Source organism: Rhizobium sp. TBD182, assembly GCF_001950375.1.
Classification (GTDB): Bacteria; Pseudomonadota; Alphaproteobacteria; order Rhizobiales; family Rhizobiaceae; genus Agrobacterium; species Agrobacterium tumefaciens.
This window is the reverse complement of sequence record NZ_BDLN01000002.1, coordinates 102,955-121,171: the sequence shown is the minus strand read 5'-3', so window position 1 is coordinate 121,171 and position 18,217 is coordinate 102,955. Positions and strand designations below refer to the sequence as shown.

12 protein-coding genes are annotated in these 18,217 nt (G+C 57.6%); 5 read left to right on the top strand and 7 right to left on the bottom strand.

The window, feature by feature from the left end; genetic code table 11:
• Positions 1–47: 47 nt before the first annotated feature.
• A complete protein-coding gene (locus T18_RS09350; protein ID WP_038494012.1) occupies positions 48–4,016 on the top strand; it encodes an autotransporter domain-containing protein in 3,969 nt (1,322 codons plus the stop codon).
• The gene (locus T18_RS09345) at positions 4,016–4,600 is read left to right on the top strand and encodes an invasion associated locus B family protein (protein ID WP_038494009.1); all 585 of its coding nucleotides are present in this window, start codon (positions 4,016–4,018) and stop codon (positions 4,598–4,600) included. Before T18_RS09350 ends, T18_RS09345 begins: the two co-directional genes overlap by 1 nt.
• 56 nt (positions 4,601–4,656) lie before the next feature.
• Here the strand turns inward: T18_RS09345 and T18_RS09340 are convergent, their stop codons facing one another.
• The 7 genes from T18_RS09340 to T18_RS09310 form a co-directional block, all read right to left on the bottom strand.
• Positions 4,657–7,800: an efflux RND transporter permease subunit gene (locus T18_RS09340; RefSeq protein WP_038494007.1), complete on the bottom strand. Its 3,144-nt coding sequence runs from the start codon at positions 7,798–7,800 to the stop codon at positions 4,657–4,659.
• On the bottom strand, positions 7,797–9,098 hold the full coding sequence (locus T18_RS09335; protein ID WP_038494004.1) for an efflux RND transporter periplasmic adaptor subunit: 1,302 nt from the start codon (positions 9,096–9,098) through the stop codon (positions 7,797–7,799). The genes T18_RS09340 and T18_RS09335 overlap by 4 nt, the downstream gene beginning before the upstream one ends.
• A 294-nt stretch (positions 9,099–9,392) precedes the next feature.
• Complete coding sequence (locus T18_RS09330; RefSeq protein ID WP_013761539.1) at positions 9,393–10,589, bottom strand: polysaccharide biosynthesis/export family protein; 1,197 nt, start codon at positions 10,587–10,589, stop codon at positions 9,393–9,395.
• A gap of 412 nt (positions 10,590–11,001) precedes the next feature.
• Complete coding sequence (locus T18_RS09325) at positions 11,002–12,039, bottom strand: acyltransferase family protein (protein ID WP_080863761.1); 1,038 nt, start codon at positions 12,037–12,039, stop codon at positions 11,002–11,004.
• 158 nt (positions 12,040–12,197) lie between these two features.
• The gene (locus T18_RS09320) at positions 12,198–12,716 is read right to left on the bottom strand and encodes a helix-turn-helix domain-containing protein (RefSeq protein ID WP_013761537.1); all 519 of its coding nucleotides are present in this window, start codon (positions 12,714–12,716) and stop codon (positions 12,198–12,200) included.
• Between the two features lie 281 nt (positions 12,717–12,997).
• Positions 12,998–14,122: a glycosyltransferase family 4 protein gene (locus tag T18_RS09315; RefSeq protein WP_003510798.1), complete on the bottom strand. Its 1,125-nt coding sequence runs from the start codon at positions 14,120–14,122 to the stop codon at positions 12,998–13,000.
• A 178-nt stretch (positions 14,123–14,300) separates the two neighbouring features.
• Positions 14,301–14,501, bottom strand: coding sequence for a hypothetical protein (locus T18_RS09310; protein ID WP_127966203.1), 201 nt, complete (start codon positions 14,499–14,501; stop codon positions 14,301–14,303).
• A 136-nt stretch (positions 14,502–14,637) separates the two neighbouring features.
• Here T18_RS09310 and T18_RS09305 point away from each other — a divergent pair, with 136 nt between their 5' ends.
• From T18_RS09305 to T18_RS09295, 3 genes are all read left to right on the top strand, one after another.
• A complete protein-coding gene (locus T18_RS09305) occupies positions 14,638–16,164 on the top strand; it encodes an ABC transporter substrate-binding protein (RefSeq protein ID WP_038493998.1) in 1,527 nt (508 codons plus the stop codon).
• Positions 16,165–16,400: 236 nt separating this feature from the next.
• On the top strand, positions 16,401–17,342 hold the full coding sequence (locus T18_RS09300) for an ABC transporter permease (protein ID WP_003510794.1): 942 nt from the start codon (positions 16,401–16,403) through the stop codon (positions 17,340–17,342).
• Positions 17,342–18,217 carry an ABC transporter permease gene (locus T18_RS09295; RefSeq protein ID WP_019564634.1) on the top strand — a complete coding sequence of 292 codons (876 nt, stop codon included), beginning with the start codon at positions 17,342–17,344 and terminating at the stop codon, positions 18,215–18,217. Before T18_RS09300 ends, T18_RS09295 begins: the two co-directional genes overlap by 1 nt.

Here is an 18,217-nt window from a genome sequence, read left to right as displayed (position 1 = left end):
CGCTCGATCAAAGGAAGACCGCAAGTCGCGCGGGTTAGGGAGACTGAATGTCCGCTTGTTTCTGCCATGTTTCGGAAGGGGAAACCTGTCCGACAGCGGAAATGCGTGCCTTGACGCCAAGCAGGCTTTTCGTCTGCGGGACGGCGGGTCTTTTTTTCTTTATATTTTCGCTTGCCGCTACATCGGAGGCTATCGCCGAAACGTTGCTCTGGACGGGGTCCGATGGGGGTGACTGGTTTACCGACGCGGACTGGGGTCCGTCGCGCCGCGTGCCTGGTGCCAGCGATGATGTGATGATCGATACCTACGGGCCGGTCATTACGATAGGGACGAGCGCCAAAGCCCGTGAATTGTTGATAGGCACCGCGCCAGGGGCCGGCACGCTGGTAGTGCAGGGCGGCTTGCAGACAGATTCAGTTTTTCTCGGCGCTGTCAGTGGCGCGTCCGGCACGGCAAGTTTCATCGGTGCGAAATGGCAGAATGACGGTGATGTCTCCATCGGTGGCAGCGGCGTGGGTAACCTTTCCCTTTTGCACGGCACGACGGCATCGTCGAAGAACGTCCTTATTGGCGGAAGCGGGACTGGAAATGGCTCCCTCAAGCTCGATAACTCTTCCACTCTCACGACTTCCGACACCGTTTTTGTGAGCGGGTCGTCTTCCGGAGCTGGCGGCGGTGGAAATCTGGAGGTGCTCGGCGCCAGCGAGCTTTACAGCGCGAGAGGCGTTCTGGCCGAAGACCTCGGCACGACGGGAACCGCGCTGGTTTCCGGTGAAGACAGCCACTGGACCATGTCCGGGGATATGGTCGTTGGCGAAGCAGGCGTTGGTAAGCTCACCGTAACCGGTGGCGGCACGGTCATCAGTCAGACAACGACGGTGATTGCAAATCTGGCTTCTGCGGACGGAAGTTCCGTGACGGTAAGCCGTCTGGGCTCCGCGCTGCAAAGCGGCGGATCGCTCGTCGTTGGCAATTCTGGAGCTGCAACGCTTCTCGTAGAGGCCGCAGGGACCGTAACCAGTGGCGAGGCCATTATCGGTCGCCACTCGGTGAGTGAGGCGACCGTGACCGGCGACGGCTCCAACTGGAGGACCGGCAATCTGCAGATCGGCGGCGACACCGCCGATCTGGGCGGTGCCGCTGGCAACGGCAAGCTCAACGTCCTGGCAGGTGGCTCCGTTGATAGTACGACGGCGCGGCTTGGCGTTGTGGCGGGTGCAACGGGCGCTGCCGCCGTGGATGGGCAGGGCTCGGTCTGGACAGTCAACCGTGGCGATCTCGAGGTGGGGGTAAATGGCACGGGTTCGCTGGCGGTCACGGGCGGCGGCCTTGTCGATGCAGCGAATATCATCATCGGAACAAATGCCGGTGGTACTGGTTCCGCCCGGGTATCCGGCGCAGGCAGCAAATTGCAAAGCCGCGCCGATCTCAATGTCGGCCTTGACGGCAACGGTTCCATGACCGTCGAGGCCGGTGGCACGGTGCAAAGCCGCGACGGCTATGTTGCGTCCCATGGCGGTTCCACTTCCACCGTAACGGTGGCGGGCGACGGATCGAGCTGGGCGATGACCGGAACGTTTTTTGTCGGATACGGAGGCGGGACTACAGGAAATATGTCGGTCAGCGCCGGCGGCGGTATCAAAGCTGCCAAGGTGATGCTAGGTGATCTTGGCGGTTCCTCCGGCACGATGACGATCACAGGAGCGGGTTCGAACGTCACCGCTTATATCGACAACGGCGTTGTGAACTCCGGCTCCGTCGATGTGGGTTTTGAAGGTTCCGGAAGCTTGACCGTTACGAATGGCGGATCGCTTGATGCCTATGATCTCTATGCGGGCAGTGCGGCGGGATCGAATGGAAACGTTCTGGTCAGCGGTGTGGGATCGCGCGTTGCGGTTGGCAATCTCATGGTCGTTGGCGATGCCGGAAACGGTTCCGTGGAGATAACCGGCGGAGCCTCGCTGGCTGCGCCCACTATTCTCATTGCCGCATCGGCGGGTTCCACAGGCGTGCTCAACATCGGAGCTGCCGCGGGCCAAACCGCCCGCTCAGCCGGTGCGTTGGAAGCGCGCACGATTGCTTTCGGTGCAGGCAACGGCAGCATCGTCTTCAACCATTCCGAGACCGGCTATATACTCTCAGCCGATATTTCAGGTGCGGGCAAAGTCGTTGCCGAAGCTGGCGTCACAACGCTTGGCGGCAATAACAGCTATTACGGCGGCACCACGATTTCCTCCGGCACGCTGAAAGGCACCTCAAAAAGTTTCGGCTCGGGCGGCATCGCCAATGATGCGCAACTCGTTGTCGATGGTGCCGGCACGCTTTCCAATGCCATCAGCGGTACTGGCACCTTTGAAAAGACCGGCGATGGTAATCTGGTCTTGACCGGAAATAGTACCTATACGGGCACCACTGCGGTTTCCTCTGGAAAGCTCAGCGTCAATGGTTCGGTTGCAAGCGCTGTTTCGGTCGGTACCGGTGCCACACTCGGCGGCTCCGGCACCATCGGCGGCCTGACCGTCGGCTCGGGTGGCACGCTCGCGCCCGGCAATTCGATCGGCACGCTGGCTTCCACGGGCAGCGCAACATTTGCTAGTGGCTCTCGCTATGAGGTTGAAATCGACGCCGCCGGCAATTCCGACAGGCTTGCCGTGACCGGAACTATCACCATCGACAATGATGTCAGTCTTGTCGTTACGTCGCTGGCGAACCAAACTGCCTATAGCCTCAGCACCCGCTACACGATCCTGACGGCAACGGGCGGAATTACCGGTACGTTTTCAAATGTCGGCGAAAATTTCGCCTATCTGACCGCAAGGGTAGCCCGGAGTGCCGACGACGGCAGCACCTATCTTTCCTTCGCCCGGGCATCACCGGATGCCGGCTTTTTGGCCGCTGAAACATCGACGGCCAATGCGCGCGGGGCCGCCAACGCCATAGAGGCGCTTGGGGAAAGCTCGCCGCTCTACGAGGCGGCCGTGTTTCTGCAGCAGGGCGAAACCCAATCCGCCTTCGCGCAGCTTGCCGGGGAAATTCATCCCTCGCTTGCCATGGCTTTGATCAACCGCAGCCAACTCACCCGCGATGTCATTCTCAACCGGCTGCGCAGTGCTTTCGAAGGTGTCGATGCGCGCCCGATCCTGCCGGTCGCCTATGCTGAAGGCGGATCAAACCCGTTTGACATTGACGAGGGTTCACTCACGTTCTGGTCCAGTGGTTTCGGCTCTCGCGGCCGCATCGATGGCGATGGAAACGGCGCATCGGCCGACATGAAGGGCGGCGGCGTCCTCTTTGGTATTGACGGAGATTTGGCTGATGGCTGGCGTGCCGGGGTGGCCGCCGGATACGGCCGCGATGTGATCAGCCAGGGTTCTCCTGCGGCATCTGCTGACGTGGACAGCTACTATGTGGCGGGTTATGCGGGCAAAACAATTGGCCCTGCATCCCTGCGTCTTGGTGCAACCCACGCCTTTCAGGATGTCGAAACGCGCCGGGCGGTTTCCTTTTCAACATTGAAGGAGGACCTAACCGCTGGTTACGACGCTTCCACCACGCAGGTCTTTGCCGAAGCCGCCTGGCGGTTCGATTTCGATCTCACCCATATCGAGCCTTACGCCAATATCGCTTACGTGAATACGCGGACGGATGCTTTCCGGGAGATGGGCGGTATCGCCGCCGTCTCTTCGGGTGCCGTCAGCCACGACGAGTTTTATTCGACGCTCGGGGCGCGCATCAGCCGTGACATTGCGTTGGAGGGGATGCTTGGACGCGCGATGCTCGATATCGGGTGGCGTCATGCCTATGGCGATCCGATGATGGAGAGTGCACTGTTCTACGATGGTGGCAGTGCGTTTTCTGTGACAAGTGCTGCCATGGCGCGCGACGTGGCATTGATCAATCTGGGGCTTAGCTACAATCTCAACCCATCCGCCACCTTGACATTCCGTTACGGCGCGGTTTTTGGCGCGGGTCTTCTGGATCAATCTGCTTCAGCCCAACTTGGAGTTCGTTTCTGATGAAGCGCAGTCAAAACACGCTTTGGAAAACGGCTCTCACGGTGTTCCTGTCCGCCGGTTTGGTGGCAGGCGGTGCTCCCGCGCAAGATGCAGAAAAAAAGGCGGACGCGCCGTTGCGTGAGGTTCACGGGAGTTGGCAGCTTGCTTGCGTCGCGCCTGCGAAAAAAGATGATAATGACGCCAGTAAGCCGGTGGCGGAGACGGCAAAACCGCTCTGCGCCATCGCTCAGGTCCAGCTTGAGGAGAAGACACGCAAACTGGTCGTCTCCGTCGAGTTCCGGCTTGATGATGTCGGGACGCCGGGTAAGCTTTCCGGCACCGTGGTCATGCCTTTCGGCCTTGCCGTCACAAAGCTGTTTTCGGTAAAATCCGGAAATGTGCGGTTGCAGGAAGTTCAGGTCAGCACGTGTCTGCCCGTGGGCTGCATCGTTTCCTTCACGCCGTTCGTCGAACTTGTAACCGCGCTGAAGGCCGGACAAACCCTGACAATAGAGGCCCCCGATCTGCAGGGCCGAACGGTTTCGTTCCAGTTGCAGGGACAGGGATTTTCCGAGGCACTGGAGCGCCTCGGAAGCTTGCATTAGAGCATTTCCGGTAGAAACCGCATCGCGGTTTGTGTCCGGAAATGCGTATCTACGATCTATGCCGCGACGGAATCGGGTTCGCTGGCACTTTCCGGCTTTTGCGGTTCCGCGTGTTTTTTAGCCGATGTCTTGCGCGAAAACAGCCCGGTGAGGTAGGTACCCAACCTGTCCATTTCCACGAAGATGACCGGGGTGATGAACAGCGTCAGCAATTGCGAGACGATGAGACCACCGACCACGGCAACACCAAGTGGCTGGCGCAGTTCCGAGCTGGCGCCTGAGCCGAGGGCGATGGGCAGGGCGCCCAGCAGCGCGCAGAAGGTCGTCATCATGATCGGCCGGAAACGGCGCACGCAGGCTTCGTGGATGGCGCTGGTGGGCGGTTCGGCCTTTTCGCGGATCAGTTCCACCGCAACGTCGATCATCATGATCGCGTTTTTCTTGACGATGCCGATCAGCATCAACAGCCCGATCAGCGCAATGATCGAGAAATCCATGCCCATCACCTTCAGCGCCACCAGCGCGCCAAAAGCCGCCGCCGGCAGACCGGAAAGGATGGTCAGCGGGTGGATGAAGCTTTCGTAAAGCACACCCAGCACCACATAGATGGTCAACACCGCCGCAAGAATGAGGATGCCGGTATTGCCCTGGCTCTGCTGGAATATCGCCGCCGTGCCGCCATAGCTGGTGAACACGTCCTGCGGCAGGCCGATGGTGGTTTTGATCTGGTCAATACGGCTCGTCGCATCCGAAAGCGCCACGCCATCCGGCAGGTTGAAGGAGACGGTCGTAGAAACGAGCTGGCCCGTCTGGTTGATGGTCACCGGCGCCTGCGTGCGGGTGAGGGTGGCGAAGTTGGAAAGCGGAACCAGAACACCCGATTTTGCCGAGAGAATGTTGATGTCGCTCAGGAAATCGTCATTCCACTGTTTCGAACTGTCGAATTCGACGATCACATCATAGCTATCACCGGTCGACTGGATTTGCGCCGCCGTATAACCGCCGAACGACATTTCCAGCGTCTTGCGCAATTGGTCGTTGGTGATGCCGAAGGCGGCTGCCTTTTCCGGGTCGACCGAAATCGTCGCCGCAATTGCGCCGTTCTGAGCGTCGGAATTGACGGCGGCGAATGTGCGGTCGCGGCGCATCGCCTCCATCAGCTTGTTCGACCATTCATTGGTCGCGTCGGCGTTCAGGCCCTGAATGACGAGCTGGTATTGGCTGGCGGAGCTGCGCCCGCCCAAACGCAAGCTTTGCTGGGGATTGATATATGTGCGGATGCCCGCCACCTTCGATGTCGCCTGGCCAAGTTCCGCCAATACCTGGCTTAGCGGTGCACGCTCTTCCTTCGGCTTCAGCTCCACGAACATCGAGCCGTTATTCAGCGGGTTGCGGGAGTTGCCGCCGACTGTAGAGGTCACATGCACCACGGCCGGGTTCTTGCGGATCTGATCGGCCACCTGCGCCTGAAGATCGCGCATCGCGGTATAGGAAATGTCCTCACGCGCCTGCGTCGACACGGAAAGGCGACCGATATCTTCCTGCGGGAAGAAGCTGGAAGGCAAAGTCTCGAACAGATAAAGCGATGCTGCAACCGATGCCAGGAATGCGCCCAGAACCACGCGGCGATGGGAAAGGCACCAGCCGACGGCCTTGCCATAGAGGCGAAGCGTGCGCTCGAAGCCGGCGTCGAACCAACGGATGATGGCCGGCGGTCTGGAGGAATGACCCGAAAGCCGTGAGGCGAGCATCGGCGTGACAGTCAGCGAAACCAGCGCCGACGCCATGATCGCCAGCGTGACCACCATGCCGAATTCGTTAAACAGCCTGCCGATCACTCCGCCCATCAGCAGAATGGGAATGAACACTGCGACCAGTGAGATGGACATGGACAGAATGGTGCCGCTGACTTCCGCGGCGCCCTGAAGGGCCGCCTCGCGCATCGTCAGGCCTTTTTCCTCGTGCAGTCGCAGGATGTTTTCCAGCATGACGATCGCATCGTCCACCACAAGTCCGACCGACAATGTCAGCCCGAGTAGCGAGATATTGTCGATACTGTACCCCAGAACATACATGGCCCCGAAGGCGGTAATCAGTGATAGCGGCACGGCAAGGCCCGGAATAATGGTCGCCGTCAGATGCCCGGTGAAGAGATAGATAACCGCGACCACCAGCCCGATGGTGAGGAGCAGCGTGAACTGTACGTCGGCAATCGCGTCCTTGATCGCGGTCGAGGCGTCATTCATGACGTTGATATTGACCGATGGCGGCAATTGCTGGCGCAGCGCCGGTAACTTGGCCCGGATGGCATCCACCACATCAACGGTGTTGGCGTCCGGCTGGCGCTGCACGGCAAGAACGATCGCCTGTTCGCCATCGAACCAACTGCCGGCATTGGGGTTGTCGATACTGTCGGTGACATTGGCGATATCGCCGAGATGGATGGAAGCACCGTTGCTTGTCGCCACCACCAGCGAGCGGAAGGCCGCTGCATCGGTGCGCTGGGTGTCTGCCTCTATCGTCAGGCGCTGGTTGTCGTTCTGCAACGCGCCCACGGGCACCTGATTGTTCGCCTGCGCGATGGCGGTTGTGACGGTATCGACGCCAAGCCCTCTTGCCTGAAGCTGCGAGGGATCGAGGCCAATGCGCACGGCATAGGTCTGCGCGCCGTAGATACTCACCTGCGCGACGCCGGAGATGGTTGAAAGCAGCGGCGAGATGATGTTCTCGGCGATTTCGTCCACCTTGCTGGTCGGCATCTCCTTGCTGTTGATGGCAAGCAGCAGTACCGGCGCATCGGCCGGGTTGGTCTTGCGGTAACTCGGCGTTGTCGTCATGTTGCTTGGCAATTGCCGCTGTGCGCGCGAAATCGCCGCCTGAACATCTGCTGCCGCTGCGTCGATGTCACGGTTGAGATCGAATTGCAGCACGATGGAGCTGTTGCCCAGCGTGTTGGTGGCGCTGATTTCGCTGACACCCGGAATGGTCTCGAACTGCTTCACCAGCGGCGTGGTGACCGAGGTGGCCATGGTTTGCGGCGAGGCGCCCGACAGCGACGACGAAACGCTGATCGTCGGAAAATCGACTTTCGGCAGCGCAGCGACGGGCAACAGGCGGAAACCGGCAAGCCCGGCGAGCACGAGGCCGATGGCGAGAAGGGTGGTTGCAACGGGTCGGTTGATGCAGAAATTCGGGATCATGGGTTACCCACCTGTTCCTGCTGCGGAATATTGGCGGCCAGATTGGCGGCCGCGCCGCCCTTGTCCGAGAATTGCTCGACCACCTGTTGACCGTCGGCAAGTCCCGACTGGCCTTCGATGATCACATGCTCGCCGCCGGTGAGGCCGCTGGCAATGGCTGTCATATCGCCGTTGGAGCGGGCAACCTCCACGGTCGTCATATGAACACGGTGGTTGTCATCGACGGTGTAGACGAAATTGCCCTTCGGCCCCGGCCGCACGGTAACCGTCGGCACGACGATCATCTCCGCGTCGGATACGAAATGAGCCGTGACGTTGACGGACTGGCCGGGCCACAACAGCCCGCGATCGTTCTTGAATTCCGCTTTGGCAAGTACGGTACCGGACGTTTGGTCTACGACGTTGTCGTAAAAACGCAGCATGCCGCTCATGGGCTCGCCGCCGGTTGCCGCCGGGTCTACATCGACCGCCGTGTCCTTCTGAACGCCTTCGCGCAATTGCGGCAGGTAGCGCTGCGACAGGCGAAAACTGACAGAGATGGGATCGTATTTCGTGATCGTCACAATATTGATGCCAGCGCTGAGATAGGCACCGGGGCTGACGGTAACATCGCCAAGTCGCCCATCGAAGGGCGCACGGATCTCCATATGTTCGAGCGTTACCTGGTCGGAAGCAAGCGTCGCCTTGTCGGCATCGATCTTTGCGGCGGCGCTGTCCCTGGCTGCCCTTGCCTGATCCAGCACCTGCTGGGATTCTGCGCTCTGCTTGACCAGATTGGCGGCGCGCTGGAAGGCGGCTTCCGTCTGTTCCAGCGTTGCCTGATCGGCAGCGATATTGGCCTTGTCCTTGTCGACGGCTGCGCGGGCGATACGGTCGTCCATCTTGAGGATCAGATCGCCCGCCTTGATATGCTGGCCGTCCTTCGCGGAGATTTCCGTGACGAGACCGGCCTGAAGCGGCGCTATATTGGTGATGTCGGCGGCAACCGCCCATCCCGTCGCCGTAGCATCCATTGGCAACGTCGCCTTGTTGACGGCGATGGTGCTGACGGTAGGCGGCCCGCCATTGCGCCGCCCGCCACCTTGCCTCTGGCCTGTCTGCTGGCCGGCTTGACCGTTCTGCGACGTCTGGCCCTTCTTGCCGGCAGATCCATCGGCCGTTGCCGTTTCTGCATGTGGCGAAACGCTGGCGAATTGTTTGAGATAGGGAATTTGATCAAGGGGCAGGCGATCTTTAAAATACCACGCGCCGGCGGCTGCGATGGCGAGAACGCTGAGGGCGGTCCAGAAACGTTTCATCTGACGGTTCCGCAAAATGAGAGCAATACATGTTTCCCGAACATGTTCGGCAAGCCCTGGGAGCAGCTTTAGCTCCCACAAGACACCCAATGCGCTGCAAAATCACCTTAAACTTTTGTAATGGCGGCGACGATGTATGCCGTCATGTTGCCTTGCGAAACAAGGGTTGTGGCGGTTTTGGGCATGTGCCCGTCGCCGGGCTCGATGCACGGAACTTGACCCCAATCGTGACCAAAATAAAAAGCCGCCTCGTTTCCGGGGCGGCTTTGAACAGGAGCGGCGAGTTGCCGAGGGTCAGAACGCCCGGATGGCGTTGCGCGTCGCAAGCACATCCTCGGAGACGTTGCCGGCCGTTGCGGGAACGGAGCCGACGAGGTCCAGGAACTTGTAAAGTTCGGTTGCCTGAGAGTTGGTCACGTAGATGATATCGCGATCCTGCATCGGGAATTTCGTGGTGGCAAAGAAGGTTGAAGGATCGCGCAGGTTGGCGCGGAAGATGACCGGAACTTCCTGTCCCGGGAACTTGGACATGTCGATGCCAAGCTTCACGAGAAGATCGCGTTTGACGGTACGATAGACATAGACCTGCGCAGGGTCGGCACGGGAATCGAGCAATCCGCCCGCCTTGCCCAGCGCATCCGAGAGCTTCAGCGCGGCGTCCTCAAATTCGAAACGACCATTGAGGCCGGAAGCGCCGAAAGCGAGATAGGTGCGGCGTTCACGCTCCACCATGACCGTGTCGCCCGGAACCACATAGATGTTCTCGGAAGGCGTGCTGACAAGGTGATTGTAGTTGACGCGCGCGGTCTTGCCGCGACGGATCAACGTGACATAGGATTCGATATTCGGGGCGCTGAGGCCTTTTGCATAGGAGATGACGTCGAGAACGCGGTCACCTGCTTCTGAAAGCTGGACCTTCGTCGGCTCCTTGACGTCGCCAAGCACGGATGCCTGTGCGGAGCGGCTGGAAATCTTGGTGATGAGGACCTGCGGTTCGATGGCCCGGTTGGCCAGACGCTCCTCGATCTCGCTCTGCACATCCTCGACATTGCGGCCTGTTGCGCGGATCTTGCCGGCATAGGGAACGCTGATATTGCCTTCCCGGTCTACCGTCTGGTTCGGCAGGCTGATGAAGTTGCCGGGACGGCTGCCCGCATCGTTTGGAATGAAAAGTCCGCCCGCCTGGCTTTCGAAGATTGCGACCTGCACCACGTCACCAACGCCCATCGGCAACGCCGGAACACCACCCTTGCCGCCGCCGAAACTGCCGAGCAGGGTAGCGGTGGTGGTATCGCCGACATAGTTCAGGACGGAACTGTTGATATCGATGAGAGCGTAGTCAACGCCCGCAGTTTTCTTTTTGTCCTTGGAACTGAATTTCACTGAAGCGTTGGATTCGATTGTTGCCGCATCGGGGCCTGATGCCGCGGTCACGGTGCACCCCGCAAGTGCTGCGGAGGCAAGCAGAATCGAAACATTCAATAAACGCATTTGGTCCTCAAAATAAATTTCGTCCGAAAAAAGAAACAAACCGGACATCGTATAGTTTTATAAAAATCGGCACTTCATATTTGACACCGGTAAATCAAATCTCAACCGGGCATTACATCCGTTCAGCAGAATCGTGTCACGAAATGTCTACGCTGGCATCAGGCTTATTGCCTAACTTAAGGCGATGCTTCAAGTTAAGTCGTCGCTCGATTGCGCCGGAAAATCCGTAACATGCACAATATTCACGAACCCGAATGGCGTCAGTATCATCGTTCTTCTATATTCAATCGGACGGCATAATCACTGCGATTACCGCATAGCGCTAGTGCAGTTTTGTCACGCCTGTCCAGTTTCTTTCATGTTTGACTTAAAAACACGATAATTGGTTGTTTTAAAGTATCTTTTCCCCGCATCAGCGGCCGATCCTCAGTCTCCCCGGCTGGCCTGCGGCGCTGGTTTCACGCTTGCGGTGGGCGGAGGCCGGCAGCGCCAGCCACTCTTGGATCCCTAAGCGGACAGCGGCCATCTGTACGATGGCCGGTATGGCAACGCCGATAACGGTCGTGATCGCTAGCAAGCTCGCCATATCCGTGACGTGGAAAAGCTTCACCGCGACAGCTCGGCCAAAGCCTATAGCGATGATGTGCATGACATACACGCCGACAGATAACTGGCCGAGTGTCTTGAGCATCGACGAAATCGCGCTTTCGCGAATAACAAGCGCCTGCGAAATTGCGATAATCAGGAATATGCCGAGAATTGCGGATGGGAAAGGAAGCCGTTCGGGAATTTCGGTTTGCCACGATAAATAGGTGGAAATCGCAAAGGCGACGAGAAGCGCGAGAAATGAGTGTACCGTGTATCGCCTCTGCCGAAAACCATATTGCTTGGCAACAGTGCCAAGTGTGAAATAGACGAGCCCATATGCGATATCCAAGGGAACAGACTGGCTGTGCAGATAAAAAAGTGTGAAGAGGGCAAGCGCAAATGCAATGCGGACAATCGGAGGCACCTGAACGAAAATATATGATGCAAGTTGGCAGAAAAACAATGCGTAGAGAAACCAGAAGGGGCTGATCGGGTTCCACAGGATTTCGAGGACACGGGTGAAATCTATGGTCGTGTTAGTGAGACCAAAACGCCCCATAGCCACCATCAGACTGCCATGCAGAATTGACCAGAACAGATAAGGGTAAGCGATATTCTTTCCGAGTTTGGTAAGAAAATCTGTCGGGTCGACATTTTTTTCGGAGAAAAAAAGTCCAGACACGAAGAAAAAAAACGGCATATGGAAGGTGTAAATCGTATAGTCAATAAAGCCCATAAGGCTGAAGTGCGTCGGCATACCAGAAATACTCAAACCTCTTTCCGCGTGACCAAAGACAACCATAATTATGCCGAGACCCTTGGCTATATCATAGCTGTGATCACGCAACGCCTTATCTTCCATGAAAACACCTAATGTAAATTTTAAAATTATTTATAATTCAGTGAAATATTTAGTTGATGTGGATACAAAATTTATTATGAAATACTAATCGTGTATCGGAAGTATTGAATGAGGTTAAAAATCTGTCTATTGTGGCAGTTGTATAAATATGCTTAATATTAAAAACTTGAAGATTCGTATTTGCCGAGTCCCGATCCTGGTGTTGTTATACGCTCCCTGAAGCGTAGCAGAAGTACGGGTAAAATTGCCTCTACCATCTGGACGTCGCGAATGTCCGATATGGTTTTGGCCAGTTCGTTATAAATAAGCGCGGCCTCCGTTATTGTAGACCGTGTAGGCGACTTTTGGCGACACTCCGCGAAGATCGTCTCGACCCGGTCGCTGATTTTTTGCAGCAGGGCAACGTCGTAGGCAAGAGTAGGTGCCGCTGGCGCCGTGTCAAACATGTCGCCCATACCGGCCACGAGCCAACTTATATTGATGCCGAACCGCTCACGATAGAGCGCCAAAACGCCAGCGTCGGGAATACGGTCGCCCCGTTCATAGTAACCAAGCATTGCAACTGTCAGGCCTAGTGCCTCAGCAAATGGCTCACGCTCGTCAAATTTCAGTGCTTCGCGGACCTCGGTCAGCCGTTTTCCCAACGGCGTCTTTGGCTCGACGCGTTTCCTGCTCATAATTCCGCATAAATATCACGATTTGGTATTTACTAGATACCAATTTGTGATATTCCTCTGTTTGTACAACGACCAAATCACTCATGAGGTAAGGCCGGTCAGGGCCGCCTCGCTCACAACGAGGAATCATTATGCACGGCGACTGCATTGCGGACAAGGCGACGGCGAGCCTGCGCTGGATAAGAGAAGGCCGGTGACGCCACTCGCTTTACCTATGAGTGTCTCTGTCGACGTCAATAGAATATATCCAATATGGATATATTGACCTTGAAAATTGCATGTCAGGCCCGTTCGGCCAGCGCAAAATTCACGGTATCGGCAAATTCTCGCAGGAAGCGTTCACTTGAAAAGCGGGCGGCGTTGTCGACACAGGCGTTCTTGTCGAAACTGTCGGAGTTATCGACAAACTCCTGCACCGCAGCGCAGATGGCTTCAGGCGTTTGCTCGCGGAAATAAAGGCCGGTCGGCTGATTGGAGGCGCCGAGAGGAACAACGGTCTCTAGTACACCGCCTTTTCCATAGGCGATGACGGGTGTTCCCAGCGCTTGCGATTCAACCGGGACGATGCCGAAATCGTCTTCGGCGGCAAATACGAATGCCTTGGCTTCCGCCATGTATTTGTGAAGCTCGTCATTGCCGACGAAACCGAGGATCTCGACATTGGGAGTGGCGATTTCCTTGATGCGTTTCATGTCCGGGCCGTCGCCGATGACGACCAGTCGTCTATCGGGCATTTTTGCAAAGGCTTCTACGATGAGGTGGACCTTCTTGTAAGGCACCAGCCGCGAAGCCGTGACGAAATAATCGCCTTTCAGGTCGGAAGGGGAGAGATGGGAAGTATCCACGGGCGGATAAATAACCGTAGAGTCGCGTCCGTAGCATTTGCGAACCCGGCTGCGAATGAATTTGGAATTGACCGTCATGAGATCGACGCCATTGGCGGTGCGGATGTCCCACATGCGAATATAGTGAAGAACGGCACGGGCGATCCACGAGGCGAAACCGCGACTAAGCTTCGATTCTTTCAGGTACTGGTGCTGGAGATCCCAGGCGTAACGGATGGGGCTGTGAATATAGGAGACGTGAAACTGGCCGGGTCCGGTGATAACGCCCTTGGCGACGGCGTAGCTTGAGGAAATCACCAGATCGTAGCCGCTGAGATCAAATTGTTCGACGGCCAGCGGCATCAGCGGCAGATAGGAGCGATATTTTTTACGAGCGAAAGGCAGTTTCTGGATGAAGGAGGTGTTGACCGGCCTGCCACCGAGAAAGCCCCGGTCTCGATCGCTCATGAAATCGACAAGGCAATAGAGATCCGCGTCAGGATAGATCTCAAGAAGGTTGTGAAGCACTTTTTCGGCCCCACCTCTGTCGGTGAGCCAGTCATGCACGATTGCCGTCTTCATGATTTCCTCAATAATTTCAACGTAATAAAAATTTATAACCCGCCCCGGAATAAAGCTCGTCGGTTTAGAATATCTGGTCTGTCTGCAGCCCTTAAAAACACGGCTGGGAAGGCGAATAACGTAACGATTAATAAGAATGCGAGATTATGTCTGTCGTAATCTGGTCTTGGTCTGATCCTCAATAGCACTTTGTTCGCAAATGCGAAATATCAAAGCCTCTTAATTCCTCCTCTTCGTTTTCCAGTTGAAAGCCAGCCGTAGTTTCCGCAGTTCCGGCTGGCAGCAGCGGTGTTTGCCGCGCGCCGTGTTTCGGGCGAAATAGCCTGTTTTCCATCGACTTACGTTCCGTTTCCGCCTCCTGCGAAGGCCCGTCTTCCATTTCGCCTGTCTTTGAAACCATTCCTCGCGTCGCATTGTCATTGACAAGGCGCCCTATCGAGTTATTCTGTTATAAAGATTGATATAACATAATAATGGAACTCATAAGGTCGGAACCAAGAGCTGGGAGCTTAACAATGAGACGTAAACTTGCATTTCTCGCCACTGCTGCATTGATGCTAGCGCCGGGCGTGATGATGGCTGCGGAAAAGGGCGGTGTCATCAATGTCGCCACGATCGGCGAGCCGCCGACACTCGATCCCATGGCCTCGACGGCCGATCTCGTCGGCATTGTCACGCAACACATTTTCGAAACGCTCTATACCTTCGACAAGGGGTGGAAGGTGACGCCGCTTCTGGCGGAAAGCCTGCCTGACATCAGTGCGGACGGCAAAACCTACACGATCAAGCTGCGGAAGGGCATCAAGTTCCATGACGGCAGCGATATGACCTCGGAAGATGTCGTCGCCTCGCTTGGCCGCTGGATGAAGATCGGATCACGCGGAAAACAGGTCGCCGGTTTCATCGACAATATCTCCGCGCCTGATGCCGAGACGGTGACAATAACGCTCAAGCAGCCCTATGCGCCGCTAACCTCGCTGCTTGCTTTCAACAACTCCGCAGCCATCATTCTGCCCGCTGAAAAGCAGGCTGAGCCGATGACAGAATTTGTCGGCACCGGCCCGTATATGCTGAAGGAACGCAAGGCGGACCAATATATCCAGCTCGTCCGTTTCGACGGCTACAAGTCTCGTGACGGTGAAAGTGACGGATATGGCGGTGCGCGCCATCAGTATCTCGATGAAATCCGTTTCGTTCCGGTTCCCGATCCGAATACCCGTGTCGAGGCCGCTGTTTCCGGCCAGTATGACTACGTCGATTCCATTCCGGTGGAATCCTTCGCCAAGGTGAAGTCCTCCTCGGCCTCGCAGCCGTTGATGCTGAAGCCCTTCGGTTATCCGGTCTTTGTATTCAACACCAAGGAAGGTTTGTCTTCCAAGCTGGAGGTCCGCAAGGCGGTGACCGAAGCGTTGAACATGGAGGACATGCTGGCGGCGGCGTTCGGCAGCACGGATTTCTATGCGCTTGATGGCGCCTACTATCCGTCCAATTTCTCCTGGCATTCGGAAGAGGGCGTCGAAGGCAATTATAATGTCGGCAACCCGGAGGCCGCAGCCGAAAAGCTGAAGGCCGCCGGATATAATGGCGAGCCGCTGCGCATCCTCACCAGCCGTCAGTATGAGTTCCACTACAAAATGGCGCAGGTGGCAGCGGAGTATCTGAAGCTTGCCGGTTTCAAGGTGGATATGCAGGTGGTTGACTGGGCGACGCTGACGCAGCGCCGTGCCGACCCGAAGCTCTGGGATATCTACATCAGCCACAGCCCCTTCCTGCCGGAGCCGGCGCTGATTGGCGCGCTTTCCACAGGTTCGCCGGGCTGGTGGGACACGCCGACGCGCAAGGCGGCGGTGGACGCTTTCACCTCGGAGGCTGATCCGGAGAAGCGCATTGCTCTCTGGGCCAAGGTGCAGAAGACGATCTATGACGAGCTGCCGCTCATCAAGATCGGCGACTTCAACGCCGTGGCGGCGAAGTCCAACAAGCTTGATGGCGTCGATCCGGCTCCCTGGCCCTATTTCTGGAATGCTTCGGTTACGAAGTAAGACCGCTCCGCACTCCGTGACCCCGGACTGAATCCGGGGTCCAGCGCGATCAAGTCTTTGACCGCAAGAGGACGCCTTCACCACGCAGACGCGCGGTGGCTGGATGCCGGATCAGATCCGGCATGACGGAGGCGGGAGTCTTCCAGCCATGAGCGCCGGGTTTACCGGCACTCGTCGACAACTCTGTTCAACCGTCGCCTGAGAGCGGCCCATCACGCGCTTCGGAGCATTCATACGTGATACGGTATATTTTCCAGAGACTTGCCGGAATGATCGTGGTGATGTTTCTCGTCGTCACCATCGTTTTCATCATCCTGCGCGTCACGCCCGGCGATCCGGCGGCGGTGATGCTCGGGCCGGACGCCTCGGCACAGGACATCGCGGAATTGCGCACCAGACTTGGCCTAGATCAGTCGCTTGGCGTGCAATATGTCTACTATATCGGGCAATTGCTGCGCGGTGATCTCGGCCAGTCGATCTTCCTCAACATGCCGGTTGGATCGGCGCTTCTGGATCGGGCGGAACCGACCTTCTTCCTGACGATCTTTTCGCTGTTGATCGCCAGTGCCATCGCGCTTCCGATCGGCATCTATGCCGCTTACCGGCGCGGTTCCTTCGTGGATCAGGCAGCGACAACCATTGCGATGCTGGCGGCGAGCATTCCGAGCTTCTGGCTTGGCCTGATCCTCATGCAGTTCTTCGCCGTCCGGCTCGATATGTTCCCGGTGTCGGGATATGGCGGTCCGGGCGCAAGCTTCCTCGAGCGCATGTATCACCTGACCTTGCCAGCCATCGCACTCGGCCTCGTTTCTTCCGCCCTCATTCTGCGCTTTACCCGCGCCTCGATGCTGGATGTTCTCGGCGACGACTATGTCCGTACCGCCAGAGCCAAGGGCGTCAAGGAACGCCGGGTGGTGATGAAACACGCACTGAAGAACGCACTCATCCCCATCCTCACCGTGCTTGGTCTCACCGCCGCCGTGCTGATTTCCGGCGCGGTCGTTACGGAAACCGTGTTTGGCCTGCCGGGCGTCGGCAATCTCGTCGTGTCAGCCGTGTTGAGGCGCGATTATCCGGTCATTCAGGGCGCGCTTCTCGTCATCGCCGGGCTTTACGTGCTCATCAATTTTGCCATCGACATGCTGTATCTGCTGGTCGATCCGAGGGTTCGTTACTGATGGCCGATATCACCTCCACCGCCCAGCCGGCGCGCAACCCGACCATCCTGTTCATTCGGCGTCTGTTGAAGCGCAAGACGGTCGCAGCCGGTCTGATCGTGCTGCTCGTCTTCGTGCTGCTCGCCGTTTTCGCGCCGATGATCGCGCCTTATTCGCCGTCGAAACTGTCGATCGTCAACCGTCTGAAACCGCCGAGCGAACTCTACTGGTTCGGCACCGACGAGTTCGGCCGTGACGTTTTTTCCCGTACCATCTTTGCGGGAAGGCTGTCGCTTCTGGTGGGGGCCGCCGTGGTGGCGCTCTCGGCGTTGATCGGCATCACGCTCGGCCTGCTTGCCGGTTTCTTCCAGAAACTGGATACGCCGATCGCGCGACTGATCGATGCCATGATGGCGTTTCCGGATATTTTGCTGGCCATCGCGCTAGTGGCCGCACTCGGGCCGTCGCTGACGACGGTAATCATTGCGCTTGCCGTCGTCTATTCGCCTCGCCTTGCCCGCATCGTGCGCGCCTCGACGCTGGTTATCCGGGAATTGCCGTATGTGGAGGCGGCCAAGGCGCTCGGCATCTCCACCTTCCACATCATGACGCGGCATGTGCTGCGCAATCTGATCTCGCCGATCCTCGTGCAGTGCACCTTCCTTTTCGCCAGCGCCATGTTGGCCGAGGCCGGCCTTTCATTTCTGGGGCTGGGTGTCAGCCCCGAAATTCCGACCTGGGGAACCATGATCTCCGCCGGCCGCCAATATATCGGCCAGGCGGACTGGATGACCTATTTCCCCGGCTTTGCCATCATTCTTTCCGTGCTCTCGCTGCAAATGGTCGGCGACGGGCTGCGGGACATGCTCGACCCAAGACTGCGAAGGGATTTGTAA

Coding starts and splice junctions, on each gene's coding strand:
- T18_RS09350 (WP_038494012.1), top strand. CDS start 48: ATGTCCGCTTGTTTCTGCCATGTTTCGGAAGGGGAAACCTGTCCGACA.
- T18_RS09345 (WP_038494009.1), top strand. CDS start 4,016: ATGAAGCGCAGTCAAAACACGCTTTGGAAAACGGCTCTCACGGTGTTC.
- T18_RS09340 (WP_038494007.1), bottom strand. CDS start 7,800: ATGATCCCGAATTTCTGCATCAACCGACCCGTTGCAACCACCCTTCTC.
- T18_RS09335 (WP_038494004.1), bottom strand. CDS start 9,098: ATGAAACGTTTCTGGACCGCCCTCAGCGTTCTCGCCATCGCAGCCGCC.
- T18_RS09330 (WP_013761539.1), bottom strand. CDS start 10,589: ATGCGTTTATTGAATGTTTCGATTCTGCTTGCCTCCGCAGCACTTGCG.
- T18_RS09325 (WP_080863761.1), bottom strand. CDS start 12,039: ATGGAAGATAAGGCGTTGCGTGATCACAGCTATGATATAGCCAAGGGT.
- T18_RS09320 (WP_013761537.1), bottom strand. CDS start 12,716: ATGAGCAGGAAACGCGTCGAGCCAAAGACGCCGTTGGGAAAACGGCTG.
- T18_RS09315 (WP_003510798.1), bottom strand. CDS start 14,122: ATGAAGACGGCAATCGTGCATGACTGGCTCACCGACAGAGGTGGGGCC.
- T18_RS09310 (WP_127966203.1), bottom strand. CDS start 14,501: ATGGAAGACGGGCCTTCGCAGGAGGCGGAAACGGAACGTAAGTCGATG.
- T18_RS09305 (WP_038493998.1), top strand. CDS start 14,638: ATGAGACGTAAACTTGCATTTCTCGCCACTGCTGCATTGATGCTAGCG.
- T18_RS09295 (WP_019564634.1), top strand. CDS start 17,342: ATGGCCGATATCACCTCCACCGCCCAGCCGGCGCGCAACCCGACCATC.